This window comes from Microbacterium sp. LB12, from assembly GCF_037150835.1.
In the GTDB taxonomy this organism is placed as follows: domain Bacteria; phylum Actinomycetota; class Actinomycetes; order Actinomycetales; family Microbacteriaceae; genus Microbacterium.
In genome coordinates, this window is sequence record NZ_JBBCPF010000011.1 from 22,235 (window position 1) to 37,605 (window position 15,371).

The 15,371-nt window shown below is 70.7% G+C and carries 14 protein-coding genes; 9 read left to right on the forward strand and 5 right to left on the reverse strand.

The window, feature by feature from the left end:
* Nucleotides 1-13: 13 nt before the first annotated feature.
* Nucleotides 14-1,603: an amidohydrolase gene (locus tag WFM69_RS16305; RefSeq protein ID WP_337006540.1), complete on the reverse strand. Its 1,590-nt coding sequence runs from the start codon at nucleotides 1,601-1,603 to the stop codon at nucleotides 14-16.
* Nucleotides 1,600-2,835: an MFS transporter gene (locus WFM69_RS16310; RefSeq protein ID WP_337006542.1), complete on the reverse strand. Its 1,236-nt coding sequence runs from the start codon at nucleotides 2,833-2,835 to the stop codon at nucleotides 1,600-1,602. The genes WFM69_RS16305 and WFM69_RS16310 overlap by 4 nt, the downstream gene beginning before the upstream one ends.
* Nucleotides 2,836-3,021: 186 nt before the next feature.
* On the opposite strand from WFM69_RS16310, the gene WFM69_RS16315 reads away from it, so the two are divergent.
* From WFM69_RS16315 to WFM69_RS16325, 3 genes are all read left to right on the forward strand, one after another.
* Nucleotides 3,022-3,624 (forward strand): TetR/AcrR family transcriptional regulator C-terminal domain-containing protein, encoded by a 603-nt coding sequence (locus WFM69_RS16315; RefSeq protein ID WP_337006544.1) that lies wholly within the window; start codon nucleotides 3,022-3,024, stop codon nucleotides 3,622-3,624.
* Between the two features lie 100 nt (nucleotides 3,625-3,724).
* Nucleotides 3,725-4,309, forward strand: coding sequence for an NADPH-dependent FMN reductase (locus WFM69_RS16320; RefSeq protein WP_337006546.1), 585 nt, complete (start codon nucleotides 3,725-3,727; stop codon nucleotides 4,307-4,309).
* A 286-nt stretch (nucleotides 4,310-4,595) separates the two neighbouring features.
* On the forward strand, nucleotides 4,596-4,982 hold the full coding sequence (locus WFM69_RS16325) for a hypothetical protein (protein ID WP_337006547.1): 387 nt from the start codon (nucleotides 4,596-4,598) through the stop codon (nucleotides 4,980-4,982).
* A gap of 36 nt (nucleotides 4,983-5,018) precedes the next feature.
* Here WFM69_RS16325 and WFM69_RS16330 read toward each other — a convergent pair whose 3' ends face one another.
* From WFM69_RS16330 to WFM69_RS16340, 3 genes are read right to left on the reverse strand one after another with little or no spacing between them, the layout of a single operon-like run.
* Nucleotides 5,019-8,480, reverse strand: a complete 3,462-nt coding sequence (locus tag WFM69_RS16330; protein ID WP_337006549.1) for an error-prone DNA polymerase — start codon at nucleotides 8,478-8,480, stop codon at nucleotides 5,019-5,021.
* A complete protein-coding gene (locus WFM69_RS16335; protein WP_337006551.1) occupies nucleotides 8,480-10,018 on the reverse strand; it encodes a DNA polymerase Y family protein in 1,539 nt (512 codons plus the stop codon). The genes WFM69_RS16330 and WFM69_RS16335 overlap by 1 nt, the downstream gene beginning before the upstream one ends.
* Nucleotides 10,015-10,800, reverse strand: a complete 786-nt coding sequence (locus WFM69_RS16340) for a hypothetical protein (protein ID WP_337006552.1) — start codon at nucleotides 10,798-10,800, stop codon at nucleotides 10,015-10,017. Before WFM69_RS16340 ends, WFM69_RS16335 begins: the two co-directional genes overlap by 4 nt.
* Nucleotides 10,801-10,929: 129 nt before the next feature.
* On the opposite strand from WFM69_RS16340, the gene WFM69_RS16345 reads away from it, so the two are divergent.
* From WFM69_RS16345 to WFM69_RS16370, 6 genes are all read left to right on the forward strand, one after another.
* Complete coding sequence (locus WFM69_RS16345) at nucleotides 10,930-11,400, forward strand: A24 family peptidase (RefSeq protein WP_337006554.1); 471 nt, start codon at nucleotides 10,930-10,932, stop codon at nucleotides 11,398-11,400.
* 49 nt (nucleotides 11,401-11,449) lie between these two features.
* On the forward strand, nucleotides 11,450-11,662 hold the full coding sequence (locus WFM69_RS16350) for a response regulator (RefSeq protein ID WP_337006555.1): 213 nt from the start codon (nucleotides 11,450-11,452) through the stop codon (nucleotides 11,660-11,662).
* Nucleotides 11,655-12,269 (forward strand): CYTH domain-containing protein, encoded by a 615-nt coding sequence (locus WFM69_RS16355; RefSeq protein WP_337006556.1) that lies wholly within the window; start codon nucleotides 11,655-11,657, stop codon nucleotides 12,267-12,269. Before WFM69_RS16350 ends, WFM69_RS16355 begins: the two co-directional genes overlap by 8 nt.
* Nucleotides 12,270-12,331: 62 nt before the next feature.
* A complete protein-coding gene (locus WFM69_RS16360) occupies nucleotides 12,332-13,492 on the forward strand; it encodes a type III polyketide synthase (RefSeq protein WP_337006558.1) in 1,161 nt (386 codons plus the stop codon).
* Nucleotides 13,489-14,214 carry a methyltransferase domain-containing protein gene (locus WFM69_RS16365; protein ID WP_337006560.1) on the forward strand — a complete coding sequence of 242 codons (726 nt, stop codon included), beginning with the start codon at nucleotides 13,489-13,491 and terminating at the stop codon, nucleotides 14,212-14,214. Before WFM69_RS16360 ends, WFM69_RS16365 begins: the two co-directional genes overlap by 4 nt.
* Nucleotides 14,201-15,322 carry an FAD-dependent oxidoreductase gene (locus WFM69_RS16370; RefSeq protein ID WP_337006562.1) on the forward strand — a complete coding sequence of 374 codons (1,122 nt, stop codon included), beginning with the start codon at nucleotides 14,201-14,203 and terminating at the stop codon, nucleotides 15,320-15,322. Before WFM69_RS16365 ends, WFM69_RS16370 begins: the two co-directional genes overlap by 14 nt.
* Nucleotides 15,323-15,371: the final 49 nt, after the last annotated feature.

A 15,371-nucleotide genomic window follows, 5' to 3' on the forward strand; every position in this document is an offset into this window, starting at 1 on the left:
ATGCGGGAGGGGACTACGCCTCGTGCACCGTACGGCCCGCGATCACGGTCCGCACCACCACGGCCGTCAGCAGCAGAGCCGGGTCCGTGTCGAACGGGTCCGCGTCGAGCACGACGAAGTCGGCGGCGTGATCGGCGGCGATCCGTCCGCGCCAACTGCCGTCGCCCATCGATGCCGCGGCATCGCGAGTGGCGTGTGCGACCGCGCGTTCGAGCGGGAGCGCCTGCTCCGGATGCACCGCAGCGACACCGGGGGCCAACGCCGAAGCGCGCGTGGCGGCGACGTACATGTTCGCGAGCGCCTCATGTGGCGCGGTCGGCGCATCGGTCGAGAACGCCAGGAGCGCCCCGGCCTGCTCGTACTCGGTCCATGCGAAGGCCCGGTCCGCCCGATGGTCACCGACCTGCGCCGCCCAGTTCGCGAAGATCGCCGGGTCCGCGTGCACCGGTTGCATGGACGCGGTCACACCGAGACGGGACATCCGCTCCGCCGTGCCCGGTGCGGTGTACTCGAGGTGCTCGATGCGGTGGCGCCTCGGTCGGTCGCCGTTCACCGCGATCGCGTGCTCGATCGCGTCCAGGGCGAGCGTGCTCGCGGCGTCGCCGATCGCGTGGAGGGCGATCTGCAGGCCCGCGGCGTCGGCCGCCGCGACCACCGGCAGCAGCCGTTCGGCAGGCCAGATCGGGGCCGCGTTCGTGCCGTCCGCATAGGGTGCGCCCATGGCAGCGGTGCACGCGTCGATGGTGCCGTCGAGCACGAGCTTGATCCCGAGCACCCGCACGCCCGCGGTCGTCGCCGACGCGTGCGCGGCGGCCTGGGCGACCTGCGCGAGGTTCGCCTCATCGTCACCGGTGTTGACGATGAACCAGTGCGCCGCGATGCGCAGGGGCAGCGCGTCACGGTCTGCGGCCCGTCCGAGTGCGGCGAGCCCGAGCTCATCGAAAGCCATGTCCACCGCGCTCGTCACGCCTGCCGCGAGGTAGGCGGCCACGACCCGGTCGACCGCCTGATCTCGCTGTGCGTCGGTCGTGCTCGCATCGCGCTGCGCCCATGCGTGGAGCTGTGCCGCGGTCTCGTAGAGCATCCCGCTGGGCTCGCCGTCGGCGTCACGGGCGATGCGACCGCCGAGAGGATCGGGGGTGTCGCGGGTGATCCCGAGCTCGACGAGGGCGGCCGTGTTCACCCAGCACGAGTGGTAGTCGTTCGCGTCGAGGTAGACGGGGATGTCGGCGACGACCGCGTCGATCATCGCGGCGGTGGGCTCGCCCCCGGGGATCGCGTCGAACAGCCAGCCGCGGCCGCGGAGCACGTCGGTCGCATCGCCCCGTGCCGCTCGCAGCCGCCGTTGGATCTCCTCGAGGGAGGCGGCATCCGTGAGTCCGACCTGCCCGAGCGCCTCTCCCATCATGAGCAGATGCGTGTGCGCGTCGGTGAATCCGGGCAACACGACGCGGCCGCCGAGGTCCACGGTCTCTTCCGTGGGCGCAGCGTCGTCCTCGGTGCCCACGTGGGTGAAGGTGTCGCCGTCGACGACGAGGGCTTCGGCCCAGCGCGACTCGTCGCCGGTGAAGATGCGGGCGTTGCGGTACAGCGTGCGGGTCATGCGGCATTCTCCTGTGCGGTCAGACGTTCCAGACGGGTCGAGACGAGAGCGATCGCGCCTGCCGGGATGGCGAGCACGAAGCTCGCGATGCCGAGGGCGACCGCGAATCCCTGGTACCCGAGGGCGCCGACGAGCGCGGCGCCGATGACCGGGGTGAGGGCCGAGCCGACCAGGTAGACGGCGAGCAGCGGTCCGGACCAGCGGCCGTCCGCGTCCAGGGCGGCAGACGTCGACACGAAGTACATGAACGCGATGGCATACACCGAGTTCCAGGCGATGAAGACGATGATGAACGCGGTCGGGTCGGTCACGAAACCCTCGACGATCTTGAGTGCTCCGCCGGCGAGCAGCAGGACCACGAGCGGGACGGCGCGACCGAATCGGGCGCCGACGATCATCAGCAGCAGCGATCCGAGGAGTCCGCCGGCTGTCGCACCGCTGAGCGCGAGTCCGAGTCCCTCGGGTGTCAGCGCCGCCTGCTCCGCGCCCATCACGCCGGCCATGGCCCAGAGGGAGTCCTCGCTCGCTGCCCAGAGGGCGAAGACGACGAGCAGCCCGAAGCCGGCGATCGTGACGGTGCGCGAGCTCGGCGGGGAGACCCGGAGCGTGCCCGTGGGCGGGATCTCGATCGGCATGGCCTCGGCGGTGGCGGCCCCCGCCTGCGGTGCGATCACGGGCGCAGCGGGCAGCCAGGCGGTGGCGACGAGTCCGATCAGGCTGAACAGTGCCAGGGCCCCGAAGACGTCGATCGGTGCGAGACCGATGAGGGGGATGACGGCGAGGACGATCGTGATCACGCCGCGGTTCGCCAGTCCGTTGAACCCGGCGACCCGGTCCGGGTTGCGGAACGCCGCGAGGGCGGCGCCGGAGGCGGCGACCGCTCCACCCGCGCCGGCCCCGCCGAGGAGCAGCCCGGGCAGCATGGCCGCGGGGGCGAGTGCGGCGGTGGTGAAGCCGAGGAGCGCGAGTCCGAGGCCGGCGCGGGCGACGGTGCGGCGATGCGCTCCGGCGCACAGCGGCGCGATCGCCAGTCCGGTCACTGCGGTCAGCAACAGCGTGGCGGTCACCAGCCAGCTGGCGGTGAGCACGTCGATGCCGAGTCCGGTCTGCGCGGCGGAGATCATGTAGGGCGACAGGTTGACGCCGAGGTAGCCCGCGATGCCGATCGCGAACGTCGCGGATGCTGTCGGGAAGCGGAGGGGGATCCTGGTGCGGAGGTCGAGCGTGGTCATGGGACTCCAGGGATGGGAGGACACGGCATTGTGCCCGGAGAGAAAGTGGTGGATGCGCCTCGGGTGGGGCGCGATGTCGTAAACGAATGGTGTTCGTAAACGAATGGTGTTCATTATTATGCACAGGAGAGGGTTTCCACGGAACCCCCATTCCGTGCCACGTCTCCTCCAGAAAGAGAGTCCCCGATGCCGAGGCCTTCCTCCCCGCTGCTGTCTCCGGAGATCATCGGTGCGGCGGGGCTCGCTCTGGTGAAGGCCGGTGAGCCGTTCGGGGTGAATGCGATCGCCCGTGAGTTGGGCGTGCGACCGTCGTCGCTCTACAACCACGCGGACGGCATGGAGGGGATCGTCGAGCTCATGCGTGGACAGCTCGTCCAGGAGTACCTGGTGCAGTCGAGCGGGGAGCCGTGGGACGAGTTCGTGGTCGCTGTGCTGCGCACTCAGCGCCGGATGTATGCGGATCACCCGCTGCTCGTGCCGCTGCTGGTCGGCAAGACCATCACGCATCCGGCCGTCATCGCGGCATACGACGACCTGGCCACGGTGCTCGTCAGCGGAGGGTTCCCCGAAGACGAGGTGCTCTCGGTCATCGCGGTCATCGATGCGTTCGCGATCGGCTTCGGCCTGGATCTCGCGTCGCCGGACGAGGTCTGGCAGCCCGAGGAGGAGACACGCACCCTCGGGCGTCTCATCGACCGGGCCGAGCGCGGGAGCGCGCGCTCGGATCGTACGTTCGAGTTGGGCGTGGGACTGCTCATCGACTCGCTGCGCGCGCGTCTCGGCCGCTGAACCCTGTGGCGCGAAGAGGGTGCGGCGATATCCTCCCAGTGGAAGGACGCGGGGACCACGCGCGAGCTTCGGGCGATCACACCTCCCCGCGGAGCAGACCATGACGCATCGCATCGGCTATCTCATCGGGAGTCTCGCCCAGGACTCGATCAACCGCGTGCTCTCGAAGGCGCTCGTGCGGCTCGCTCCGCCGAGTCTCGACCTCGTCGAGATCCCGATCCGCGATCTTCCGCTGTACAACCGCGACGATGAGCTCGACCCGGTCCCCGCCGTCACCGAGTTCAAGCGCGCCGTCGAGAGCGCGGAAGGGCTGCTCATCATCTCGCCCGAGTACAACCGCTCAATCCCCGGAGCGCTCAAGAACGCGATCGACTGGGGATCCCGCCCGTGGGGGCACAACTCCTTCGCGCGCAAGCCCACCGGCATCATCGGCGCCTCGACGGGGGCGATCGGGACGGCTGTCATGCAGTCGTCGATGCGCAGTGTGCTGAGCTTCCTCAACGCGCCGCAGCTGAACGCGCCCGAGGCCTACATCACGTTCACACCCGAGGTCTTCGGAGCGGACGGCGAGGTCAAGGACGCCGGCACCGAGGAGTTCCTGCGGCACTACATGCGCGAGTTCGACGCTTTCGTCGAGCGGGTGCTGTCGCTCACGGCGCCCGGGCACGTCGGCGACCAGGGCTGACGCACGAGGAGGAGTGGTGTTCGGGGGAGGTACGCCCTCCCGAACGACCCGCCCCAGACGGTGTCGCCGAGAGGGCTCACCGTCCTTCCCGGACGGTTGGGGAGGCGGCGAAGATCTCGCTGCGCTCGTCGGCTGATTCCCCAGTCCTTCAGCCGTGTAGCCCCCGCTACGGGAGCAGAATATCGCTTAATCGGCTTGTCCGCCATTTGGGGGACAAACATTTTCTCGGAAGATGCCGCGACGAGCTGTCTGTTGTCTTCCCGGCGGCGGTGCCTAGGGTGTACTCATGGACAGATTGCTCGTGCTCACGGCTCAGGTCGCCATCCCTCACGGCCACCGTGTCGAGGTGACCGAGCAGGTCGATCCGCTCGGTGAAGACCCGGTGGTGCTCGCCATCGTCGACCTCGACACGGGCATCCGCTACCGCCGTCCGGAGGAGCCTCGCGGCGACTTCTCCCGCTGGATCGGACGCGTGCTCGAGTGCACCGTCACCTTCGGCGGCAGCGGTGTGCTGACGACCGCGCTGCTGATCGACCCCGTCAGCCACGGTGCCACGGGGGCCAAGGTGGCGCTGCGGGATGCGGATGCCGCGGTCGATGCAGCCAAGGCGGAGGCCGATCGCTGGGGCGGCACCGACCGACCTCCCGCGGAGGAGCCCGAACGCTTCTGGTGAGCGCCCACTTCCGCGGTGGTCGCCGGACCTCGCTCATCAGCGGAAGTCCCTGGATCGATGGGTGAGTCCTGTGCGCAGATCCTCGAATCCGTCGGCGAGGACGTTGACCACGCCTTCCGCGGATCGCTCCAGGATGCCGCGGATGATGAGTGCCGGTGAGTCCCTGGCCACACGGCGATAACGATTCCACACCCCGGCCGAGCACACGACGTTGACGAGGCCGCTCTCATCCTCGAGATTCACGAACGTGATCCCGGCCGCGGTCGCCGGACGCTGTCGGTGGGTGACGAGACCGGCGACCTCGATGCGACGACCGACCTCGTGCGCCTGCAGATCGGCGGCGGTCAGCACGCCGCGAGTGTGCAGCGCCTCACGGAAATGTGCCATCGGATGGTCGTCGGTCGAGACCCCGGTCGCCCAGAGGTCGGCCGAGAGGCGCTCATAGCTGGTCTGATCCGCGAACAGCGGTGGTTGCACGGCGACGGTCGTCCCGGGGAGGAAGCGGGAGCGGTCGTCCGCCGCGGCGCCCGCCATCCAGATGGCCTCTCGACGCTCCAGCCCCAGGCAGTCGAAGGCACCGGCCGTGGCGAGCGCCTCCACCTGAGCGGCGGTGGCATCCGTCCGCCGCACCAGATCGTTCAGGTCGCGGTAGAGCCCGTGTGCCGCTCGCTCGGCGACGATCCGCTCCGCCAGCGGCACCCCGATCCCGCGGATGCCGCTGAGCCCGAGCCGGACCACGAATCCACCGTCTCGGCGATGTGCAGCGGTCTCGTCCGGCGCATCCCGGTCGAAACGGAGGGTGGGTGGCTGCGGGTCGGCGAGGCACTCGTCCCGACCGGTCGGCCCGCTCGCCGCGCCGTCGTCGATCGGCTCCAGCGTCTCCGTCGCACCGGAGAGGTGCAGATCGGGGCGACGGACCTCCACCCCATGCCGTCGTGCGTCCGCCGTGAGGGTCGCGGCGGAGTAGAAGCCCATCGGCTGCGATCGCAGCAGACCGGCGAGGAACGCGGCGGGGTAGTGCAGCTTCAGCCACGAGCTGGCATAGACGAGCAGGGCGAACGACAGCGAATGCGACTCCGCGAAGCCGAAGTTCGAGAACGCCTGGATCTGCGCGTAGATGCGGTCGGCGGCGTCGCCGGTGAGTCCGCGCCTCGCCATCCCGGCGTACAGCTTGCCCCGGACCTTCTCGATCTTCTCCAGCCCGCGCTTCGAGCCCATGGCCCGGCGCAGCAGGTCGGCCTCGTCGGCCGTGCAGTCGCCGATGGCCGTCGCCATCTGGATGAGCTGCTCCTGGAAGATCGGGATGCCCAGCGTGCGCTTCAGGATGTCCTCCAGATCGCTGTGCGGGTAGGGGATCGTGAACCCCACCGGCTCCTCGCCGCGGGCCGCGCGCTCCCGGTTCTCCTCGTCGACGCGGTCCTTGGCCATCTTGCGCCGCACGAACGGGTGCACCGCCCCGCCCTGGATGGGGCCGGGGCGGATGAGGGCGATCTGGATGGCGAGGTCGTAGAAGCACCGGGGCTGCAGTCGGGGGAGCAGGCCGATCTGCGCTCGGGACTCCACCTGGAAGACACCGATCGAGTCCGCGCGGCAGAGCATGTCGTAGACCCCGGGTTCCTCCTTGGGGATCGTCTCGAGCCGCCACTCCTCGCCCGTGGTCTGGCGGATCAGATCGAAGCAGTGCTGCAGTGCCGCGAGCATCCCGAGCCCCAGCAGGTCGAACTTCACCAACCCCATGTAGGCGGAGTCGTCCTTGTCCCACTGGATGACCGTGCGGTTCTCCATGCGGGCATGCTCCACCGGCACGACCTCGCCGACCGGGCGGGCGGTGAGCACCATGCCACCCGAATGGATGCCGAGGTGCCGGGGAGCCTTCAGCAGCTCGCCCGCGTATGCGAGCACGTTGTCCGGGATGTCGTGTCCCTCCACGGCTTCCAGACCTGCGCCCCAGCCGTCGACCTGACGGGACCAGGCGTCCTGCTGGCCGGGGGAATGCCCGAGGGCCCTGGCCATGTCGCGCACCGCGTTCTTCGGGCGGTACTGGATGACGTTCGCCACCTGCGCCGCCCGCTCCCTGCCGTACTCGGCGTAGACCCACTGGATGATCTCCTCGCGGCGGTCGGAGTCGAAGTCCACGTCGATGTCGGGCTCCTCCGAGCGTGTGGTCGCCAGGAATCGTTCGAACGGGAGCCGGTAGAGGATCGGGTCGACCGCGGTGATCCCGAGCAGATAGCAGACCGCGCTTGCCGCCGCCGAGCCCCGTCCCTGACAGAGGATGTCGCGTCGGCGCGCCTCGGTGACGATGCCGTGCACGATCAGGAAGTATCCCGGGAAGTCCTTCTCCTCGATCACGTCCAGCTCGCGCGCGATCCGGTGACGGCCGGCCTCGTCCAGCCGCGGATACTTCGACGGCGCGGCCTCCCAGACCAGGTGGCGCAGCCAGGTCATAGGAGTGTGCCCCTTCGGAACCTTCTGCTGGGGCAGTGCCGGGCGGGCGAGCCGCAGGGGGAAGGCGGATGCCGCCGCCAGCTCCAGCCCGTACGAGATCGCTCCGGGGTACCGCTGGAAGCGGGCCGACATCTCCGCGCCGCTGCGCAGATGCGCGCTGCCGTGAGCGGGCAGCCACCCGTCGAGCTCATCCATGCTGCGCACCGCGCGCACTGCGGCGACGGCTTCGGCGAGCGGGGCCTGGGCCGGGGTGGCGTAGTGCACGTTGTTCGTCGCCACCACCGGCAGCCGCATCCGTCTGGCGCGTTCGGCGAGCGCGTCGTTGCGGCGGGTGTCCTGTGGATCTCCGTGGTCGAAGAGCTCGACCGCGATGTTGTCGCTTCCGAACAGATCGACGAGTGAGCGCAGCGGGGTGGCGGCGTCGCCGGCTTCGAGCCCGCGGCGCACCGCGCCTTTGCGGCATCCGGTCAGGATCGTCCAGTGGCCGCCCGCTCGCGCGGCGAGATCGTCGAGGTCGTACACCGGGCGCCCCTTCTCGCCGCCGCGCAGCTGTGCCGCGGTGATCGCGCCGGAGAGGCGGTGGTATCCCTCCATGCCCCGAGCGAGGACCAGCAGATGCTCGCCCGCGGGGTCGGGACTGCCCCGCTGCGGCGCGGGCAGGTCGAGGGAGAGCTCGGCGCCGAACACCGTCTGCAGCCGGGTCTCCATGAGGTCGGCGACCTCGGCGAAGCGGGCGGCTCCGTAGAAGCCGTCGTGATCGGTGAGGGCGAGTGCGGTCAGGCCCAGCCGCTCGGCTTCGGCGAGGAGGTCTTCGGGGGAGGAGGCGCCGTCGAGGAAGGAGTACGACGAGTGTGCGTGCAGTTCGGCGTAGGGCACCGCCTCTTCGGGTCGTGCGACGGCGGGCGGGGTGCGCGCGCGACGACGGCTCACCGGCCCGGGGTCGGTCCGCTGTCCGCGAGGTTCTGCTCCGGGCGGTGTCGGCGGCGATTCCTCGCCGCTGAGAGTGCGTTCGAGATCGTTCCAGGACAGGGGCGGATTGTGCCAGCCCATCAGCGGTACCTCCCCTCGGCCCACCAGCGCTCCCCGCTGTGGAAGACCAGCCAGGCGCGGTCGCGGTCGTCGACGATCTGCAGGCGGTGTCCTCGTCGGCCGCCGTCCGCCGCCCAGCGCCGCTCGTGCACGGGCCACGGGCCTGCCCAGGCCTGCACGGCCGCTCCGTCGATGCGGGCCGGGGCATGCGTGAGCGCCCCGCGTTCATCGATCTCGACCGTGCTCTCGTCTGCGGCGAGCACACGGAGGGGACGGGGAGGGCGGAACACCTCGGCGGGCAGCGGGTCGGGAAGGCTGCCCGGCCAGGGGGATCCTGCGTCGCGCGGGGGGACCGTGCGCTCGCCCCAGGGGGTGAGCACCTGACGGTCGGCGAGCCAGCGACCACCAGAGACGGCGGCGGTGACCACGCCCTCGTGGCCCAGCATGGTCTGCACGCGCGAGACCGCGTGATGCAGACGCTCATCCGTCCCGGAGCCGAAGAGGCCGGGCTGATGATGGGCGGCGTCGTCGACCGCCGCGGGAATGATGCGCACCTCTGTGATGCCGCCGAACGCCCGTGCCTCGTCGACCGGATCCTTCGCGGTCTCCGCGGCCAGAGCCTCCAGCTGCCAGCGCACCCGGTCGACGAGGTCGGACGCATCGAAGCAGGTCGGATGCAGCCAGGGGCGGGAGAAGACCACCCCGTTGTCGTCGGTCAGGTCGATCCGCACCTCGGTGCAGACCACCGAGGCGTCGCCGAGGGCCAGCATCACCGCGTCCGCCGTCTGCCGCACCGCGAAGGCCACCTGATCCGTTCCCGCCAGAGGGGATTCGAACTCAATGCTCCGCACCAGCTCGGGATCGGGCGGACGCGGTGTCAGCGCGCGCGAGTCCGCCCCGGCGGCGAGGGCGTGCAGACGGGCGCCGTGCTCGCCGAAGCGGTCGCGGACGTCGAGCGGGGCGAGGGCGGTGAACTCACCGAGCGTGCGCACGCCGAGCCGGACGAGGAGGCCGGCGATCTGCTCGTCGCGCAGCACCTGCACGGGGTACGGGGACAGGAACTCCCGAGATCCTCCCGGCGGTACGACGGTGCAGGGGGCCGGGCCGCGTGCGGCGATCTCGGCGGTGAACGGGCCGTCCGCGACGCCGATGCGCACCTCGGGGTAGCCGGCTTCCCCGAGAATGGCGGCGAGTGCCGATGCCGCCTCCGCCTCGCCTCCGTGATAGCGGGAGATTCCTCTGGCACGGAGCACCGCGAGTCCGGGGCGCAGCAGCGTGACGCCGGGGGCGTGCTTCTCGATCAGGTGCAGCACCGGCAGGAAGGCCCGCTCGTCCCGGTCGGGGTCGTGGGGGAGCACCCGCAGGGAGGAGAGGTGCCCCTGCGCGACACGACGCCGTTGGCCGGTGCGCACGCCGTGTTCTCTGGCGGACGCGGTGCAGGCGACGATCGTGTTCGCCTGCACCAGGGCGGTGGGTGGATGCGGGGGTGCGCCGCCGAGCGCAGCCCGCATCGGCCAGTCGGGGAACCACAGCACGAGGACACGCAGGGGAGCGTTCATCCCGCCTCCGCCCAGCGCAGGAGTTCCGCGGGAGCGGACTCGTCGGAGTGGGAGGTCTCGGGAACGATCGTGGGCAGTGCGGTGAGCTCCGCCGCGACGGCCTCGATCGTGCCGTGTCCGCCGGGCAGCTGCACGCGCACGCTCGTCGGGCGGGGGCTGTGCCTGGTCTGCGCGGTCACTGTGACCGTGCGCTCGGAGAGCAGCCCCCAGCCGGCGCCCAGACCGTGCCAGTGCGGGTCGTGAAGACGGATCGTTCCTTCGCTCTGAGGCCATCGGCCGGTGTCGGGCGACTCGGTGATCAGGAGCGTGCACCCGCGGTCGCGCAGGCGCGCGCTCAGGCGGGAGACGTCCGCATCCCGGGCGCGCGTGCCGGGGACGACGACGATCAGGGGCACCACTTCGGCCAGGGCGGAGGTGGCCGCGAGCCACCGTTCTCCGGGAGTGGGGACGAGGATCAGTCGAGCGAGGTCGATGCCGTACGCGGCGGCGGCTTCGGCGCCCAGCGTCGGCATGCCGACCACCGCGCACCAGTGCCCCTTCTGCGATGCCGCGCTGAGCAGGGCGAGCACGAGACTCGGCGAGGGGGAGACGGTGTACGAGGTCCCGGTCTGCAGTCCTTCCTCGGGCAGGAGCGCAGCGAAGGCGGGGTCGAGGGGGAGCAGCGCGTGCTCGCTGCGGCGGCGCTGCATCCGGCTGATCTCGCGGCGCAGACGGAGCACCTCTCCCGCGCGGGAGTCGCCGGCCGGAGAGAGCGCGGCCACCGTATCGAGCCCGATCACCATGCATCCATTCTCGAAGATATGTACGAATAAGACAAGTCGTGTGAATGACGATAGTTCGTACATCGGACATCCGGAAGGTTGTCCACAGGGGGGCCAGTGCGGGGTCCCCGGATCTCCTAACCTGCGGGGATGGATCTCCGGCTCGCCCTCATCGCCTTCGTGCACGCCGCCCTGATCGGAATCGGCGGATGGCTGGTCGTGATCGACGCCCGCACCCACCGCCTCCCGAACCGGATCGTGCTGCCGACCCTCGCCGGTCTGATCGCGCTCGCCGCCGTCGACGCCCTGGTCACCGGCCGGGGCACCTCGTTCCTCCGTGCACTCCTGGGAATGCTGATCCTCGGCGCCTTCTACGCGGTGCTGCGGGGGATCAGTCGCGCGGGGATGGGTGGCGGGGATGTGAAGCTCGCCGCCGTCATCGGCCTCGTGCTGGGGTGGCACGGCTGGCAGGCTCTCGCGATCGGCGGGGCGGCTGCCTTCGTGCTGGGCGCCCTCTATGCGTTCGTGCTCGTCCTGCTCCGCCGGGCCGACGGAACGACCCGCATCGCATTCGGCCCGTGGATGATCGCCGGGGCGCTCCTCGGCGTCGTCCTCGGATGACCCCGCTCGCCTCACACCGATCGTGTGGCGTCAGCGCTACCCTGAGCACATGGCACTCGCGCGACTTCACGGCGGCCCGCTGGACGGGCAGATCATCCCCCTCGGCGATGCGGACGACAAGCTGATCGTCCCCTACAGCGAGACGCAGGTGGTGTACAACCGCCGTGGCGAGCTGCAGAACACCGGCCCGTCCGACGGGCCCACCGAGATCGACTACTGGTTCGAGGAGTCCCTCGAGGACCTCACGCTCGACGATGACTGAACCGTCTCGAACCGTCGAAGTCGAGCGCAAGTACGACGTCGACGTCGAGACCCCGCTGCCGACCTGGGGTGACATCCCCGGTGTCGACACGGTCTCCTCCGGTGAGGCACGGGCGCTCGACGCGCAGTACTTCGACACCGCCGACGGGGCACTCGCTCGCGCCGGCGTCGCGCTGCGTCGTCGCACCGGCGGTCCCGACGCGGGCTGGCACGTGAAGGGCCCGCGGCAGGGGGACGGGCGACTCGAACTGGGCTGGCCGCTCGGCGACGGGAACGATCTGCCGGCAGCGGTGGCCGCGACCCTGGCTGAATGGACCACCGCGCCGCTCACCCCGCTCGCCCGCATCGAGAACGATCGCACCGCGTATCTGCTGACCGGCCCCGACGGCGTCGTGGCGGAGTTCGTCGACGACCGGGTGCGCGCCACCGACCTCCGTCAGGGCGTCCAGCGCGAGTGGCGGGAGTGGGAGATGGAGCTCGGTCCCGCGGCGCCGACCGATGACACCGGGCGCAGCGCCTTCTTCGCCGCCGTGGATCGGGCGGTCGAGGCGGCAGGAGGCCGCGAGTCGGCGTCCGGATCCAAGCTCGCCCGCGCGCTCGGTTTCTAGGCAGATCGCCTCGACGGGCGCAACCCCTTCCCCCGGGTGGCGGCGAGTGCTTGAGTGACAGCATGAGTCGACCGCCTGTGCTTCGATCGCTGCAGGCGATCGTTCCCGATACCGTCCTCGTGCAGGAGCAGGTGCGCGATGTCTTCGCGCAGCAGCCCGATCTCGGCCGTCTGGCGCGGCGGATCGTCACGACGTCGTTCAACGTCTCCGGCATCGATACCCGGCACACCGTGATCGACGAGCTGTCGCTGGATTCCGAGGTGGTCGACCCCGTGTTCTTCGACCGTCGGTCGGGGATGCTGCTCGCTCCCGGTACGAAGGCGCGCAACGAGGTCTACGCCCGGGAAGCCGCCAGGCTCTTCGTCGAGGCGGCGCGGCGGGCGCTGGATGCCGATCCCGATCTCGGGCCGGACGATGTGACCCACGTCATCACGGTCTCCTGCACGGGGTTCCACGCTCCCGGCCCCGAGTACGAGATCGTGCGCGCGCTGGGATTGTCGGACGCGGTGCAGCGCTTCCACCTCGGGTTCATGGGCTGTTACGCGTCGATGCCGGCGCTGCGGGCCGCGAGCCAGTTCTGCCTCGCGGACGAGAACGCGGTGGTGCTGGTCGTGAGCGTCGAGCTGTGCACGCTGCACCTGCGGTCCTCGGGGAACCCCGACACGATCGTCGCCTCGTCCCTGTTCGCCGACGGGGCGGCGGCGGGGATCGTCACGGCGCGCGACCTCCCGTCCCCGGTGACGGCTCTGCGACTCGATCGCTTCCACACGGCGATCGCGCCCGAGGGAGAGAAGGACATGGCGTGGACGATCGGCGACAGCGGGTTCGAGATGATCCTCTCGACCTCCGTGCCGCAGATCATCGGGGAGACGATCATCGGCGCGCTCCGTCCTCTGTACGCCGGCGAGAGCGAACTGGCAGCCGCTTTCGAGGAAGGTGCGGTGGGGGAGGTGGTCCGGCACTGGGCCATCCATCCCGGCGGGCGCAGCATCCTGGACAAGGTGCAGGAGCGGATGAACCTCAGCGTCACGCAGCTGCATCCGGCCAGGGAGGTCCTGCGGAAGAACGGCAACATGTCCAGCGCCACGGTGCTGTTCGTGCTCAAGCGCATCCTCGAGGAGGAGGGGGCCGCGGCGGGGGATCGTGTCTCGGCGATGGCGTTCGGTCCCGGCCTCACCGCGGAGAGCGCGCTGATGACCGTCGTGGCGCCGACCGGCTCATGAGCCCGGCCCTCGGGGTGCGCGATACCGAGACGCGTGAGCTGATGGACGACCCGCATGCGGATGCGCGGATGCTGGCGCGCACGTACGGTCGCTTCGGTCTCGTGAACGCACTGGTGTCCCGCCCCGGCACCCTCTACCGGCGGGACATCCGCCCGCGTGCGCGGCGCACCCGGCCGTTGCGGATCCTGGATGTCGGAGCCGGTGGGGGCGACCTGTGCCGGTTGCTCGCCGGGCGGTTGCGTCGCGATGGCCTCCGTGCGGAGATCACAGCGCTGGATGCCGACGAGCGGGCGATCCGCTGGGCATCGGCGCACGATCATGGTGCCGGCATCCGCTATCGCCATGCGTTGACGAGCGATCTGGTGGCGGCCGGTGACACCTACGACGTGGTGCTGTCCAACCACGTGCTGCATCATCTCGACGACGGCGAGCTCGCGGCGGTGCTCGACGACTCCCTACGGCTCGCGGCTCCCGGGGGCGTGGTGGTCCATCGCGACATCGCCCGCAGCCGGACCGCGCAAGTGCTGTTCGCCACGGCCACCTGGCCCCTCGCGCGTACGCTCCTCGCCGATTCGTTCATCCGCGAGGACGGCCTCATCAGCATCCGTCGCTCGTACACGGTCGACGAGCTCGCGGCCGTCGTCCCCGTCGGCTGGGAGGTGCGCGCCGGGGTGCCGTCGCGACTGGAGCTGCGCTGGGAGGACGATCGTGCCCGACCATGACGTGCTCGTGGTCGGGGCGGGGCCGATCGGACTGATGCTGGCGTGCCTCCTCGTGCAGGAGGGCTTGCGGGTGGTGGTCTGCGAACGGCGGACGCTGGCCGACGGTCGCACCAGGGCGATCGGCATCCACCGACCGGGACTGGATGCGTTGGACGCTGCCGGCCTCGGCCCTGCGGTGCGGGCGGAGGCGCTGCGGCTCGAGGGCGGCGAGGTGCGCAGCCGTCGCCGGACGCTGGCGACCCTCACGTTCGATCCGGACCGTCCGGTCCTGATTCTCCCGCAGACCCGGACGGATGCGCTGCTCCGCGACCGTCTGCACGCGCTGTCCGAGGATGCACTGATCGCCGGATGCACCGTGCGCGCGGTCAGGGAGAGAGGCGATGTCGTGCAGGTCTCGGTGGACACCGCGGGCGGTCCGCACGAGTTGACGGCGTCGGCGGTGGTCGTCGCCGATGGGGTCAGGAGCGCTCTCCGAGGAGAGCTCGACATCGCCTGGCGGCGCCGCTCCGGGCGGGCCTCCTACGCGATGCTCGACGTCCTCGATGCGCTGCCGGGGGAGCGCGCGATCCTGCACTGCGAACCGGGAGGCCTCGTCGAGTCCTTCCCTCTTCCGGACGGGCGTCGTCGGTGGGTCGTGCGCGCCACGCCCCACGCCCGACTGGATGCCTCGGCGGAGTTCCGGGCAGCGATCGAGGCGCGCACGGGGATCGTCATCGATCTCGACGACGGCGCGGAGCCGACGTCCTTCCTCGCGGCGCAGCATGCGGCCATGCGGCTGCAGCGGGGCCGGGTGATGCTTCTGGGGGATGCCGCGCACGAGATCAGTCCGATCGGCGGTCAGGGCATGAACCTCGGGTGGCTCGATGCCGCGCGCCTCGCGTCCGAACTCGTGTCGTCGTTGCCGGACCGGATGCCGGATCTGGCGAGGTTCGAGCGCAGAGTGCGCCGTTCCGCATCCCGGGCGCAGCGTCGCTCCGCGTTCTACATGTCGATGGGCGCCCCCGCACCGGCCCCGGTCGTGCAGGCGAGGGAGCAGCTGGTGCGCGTGCTGGGATCGCCGCCGTTGCGCGGCTGGACGTCCGGGCTCCTCACAATGCGCGGCCTGTGATGCACGAAGGCCCGGTCCGCGATGTGCGGACCGGGCCTTCGTGACCAGC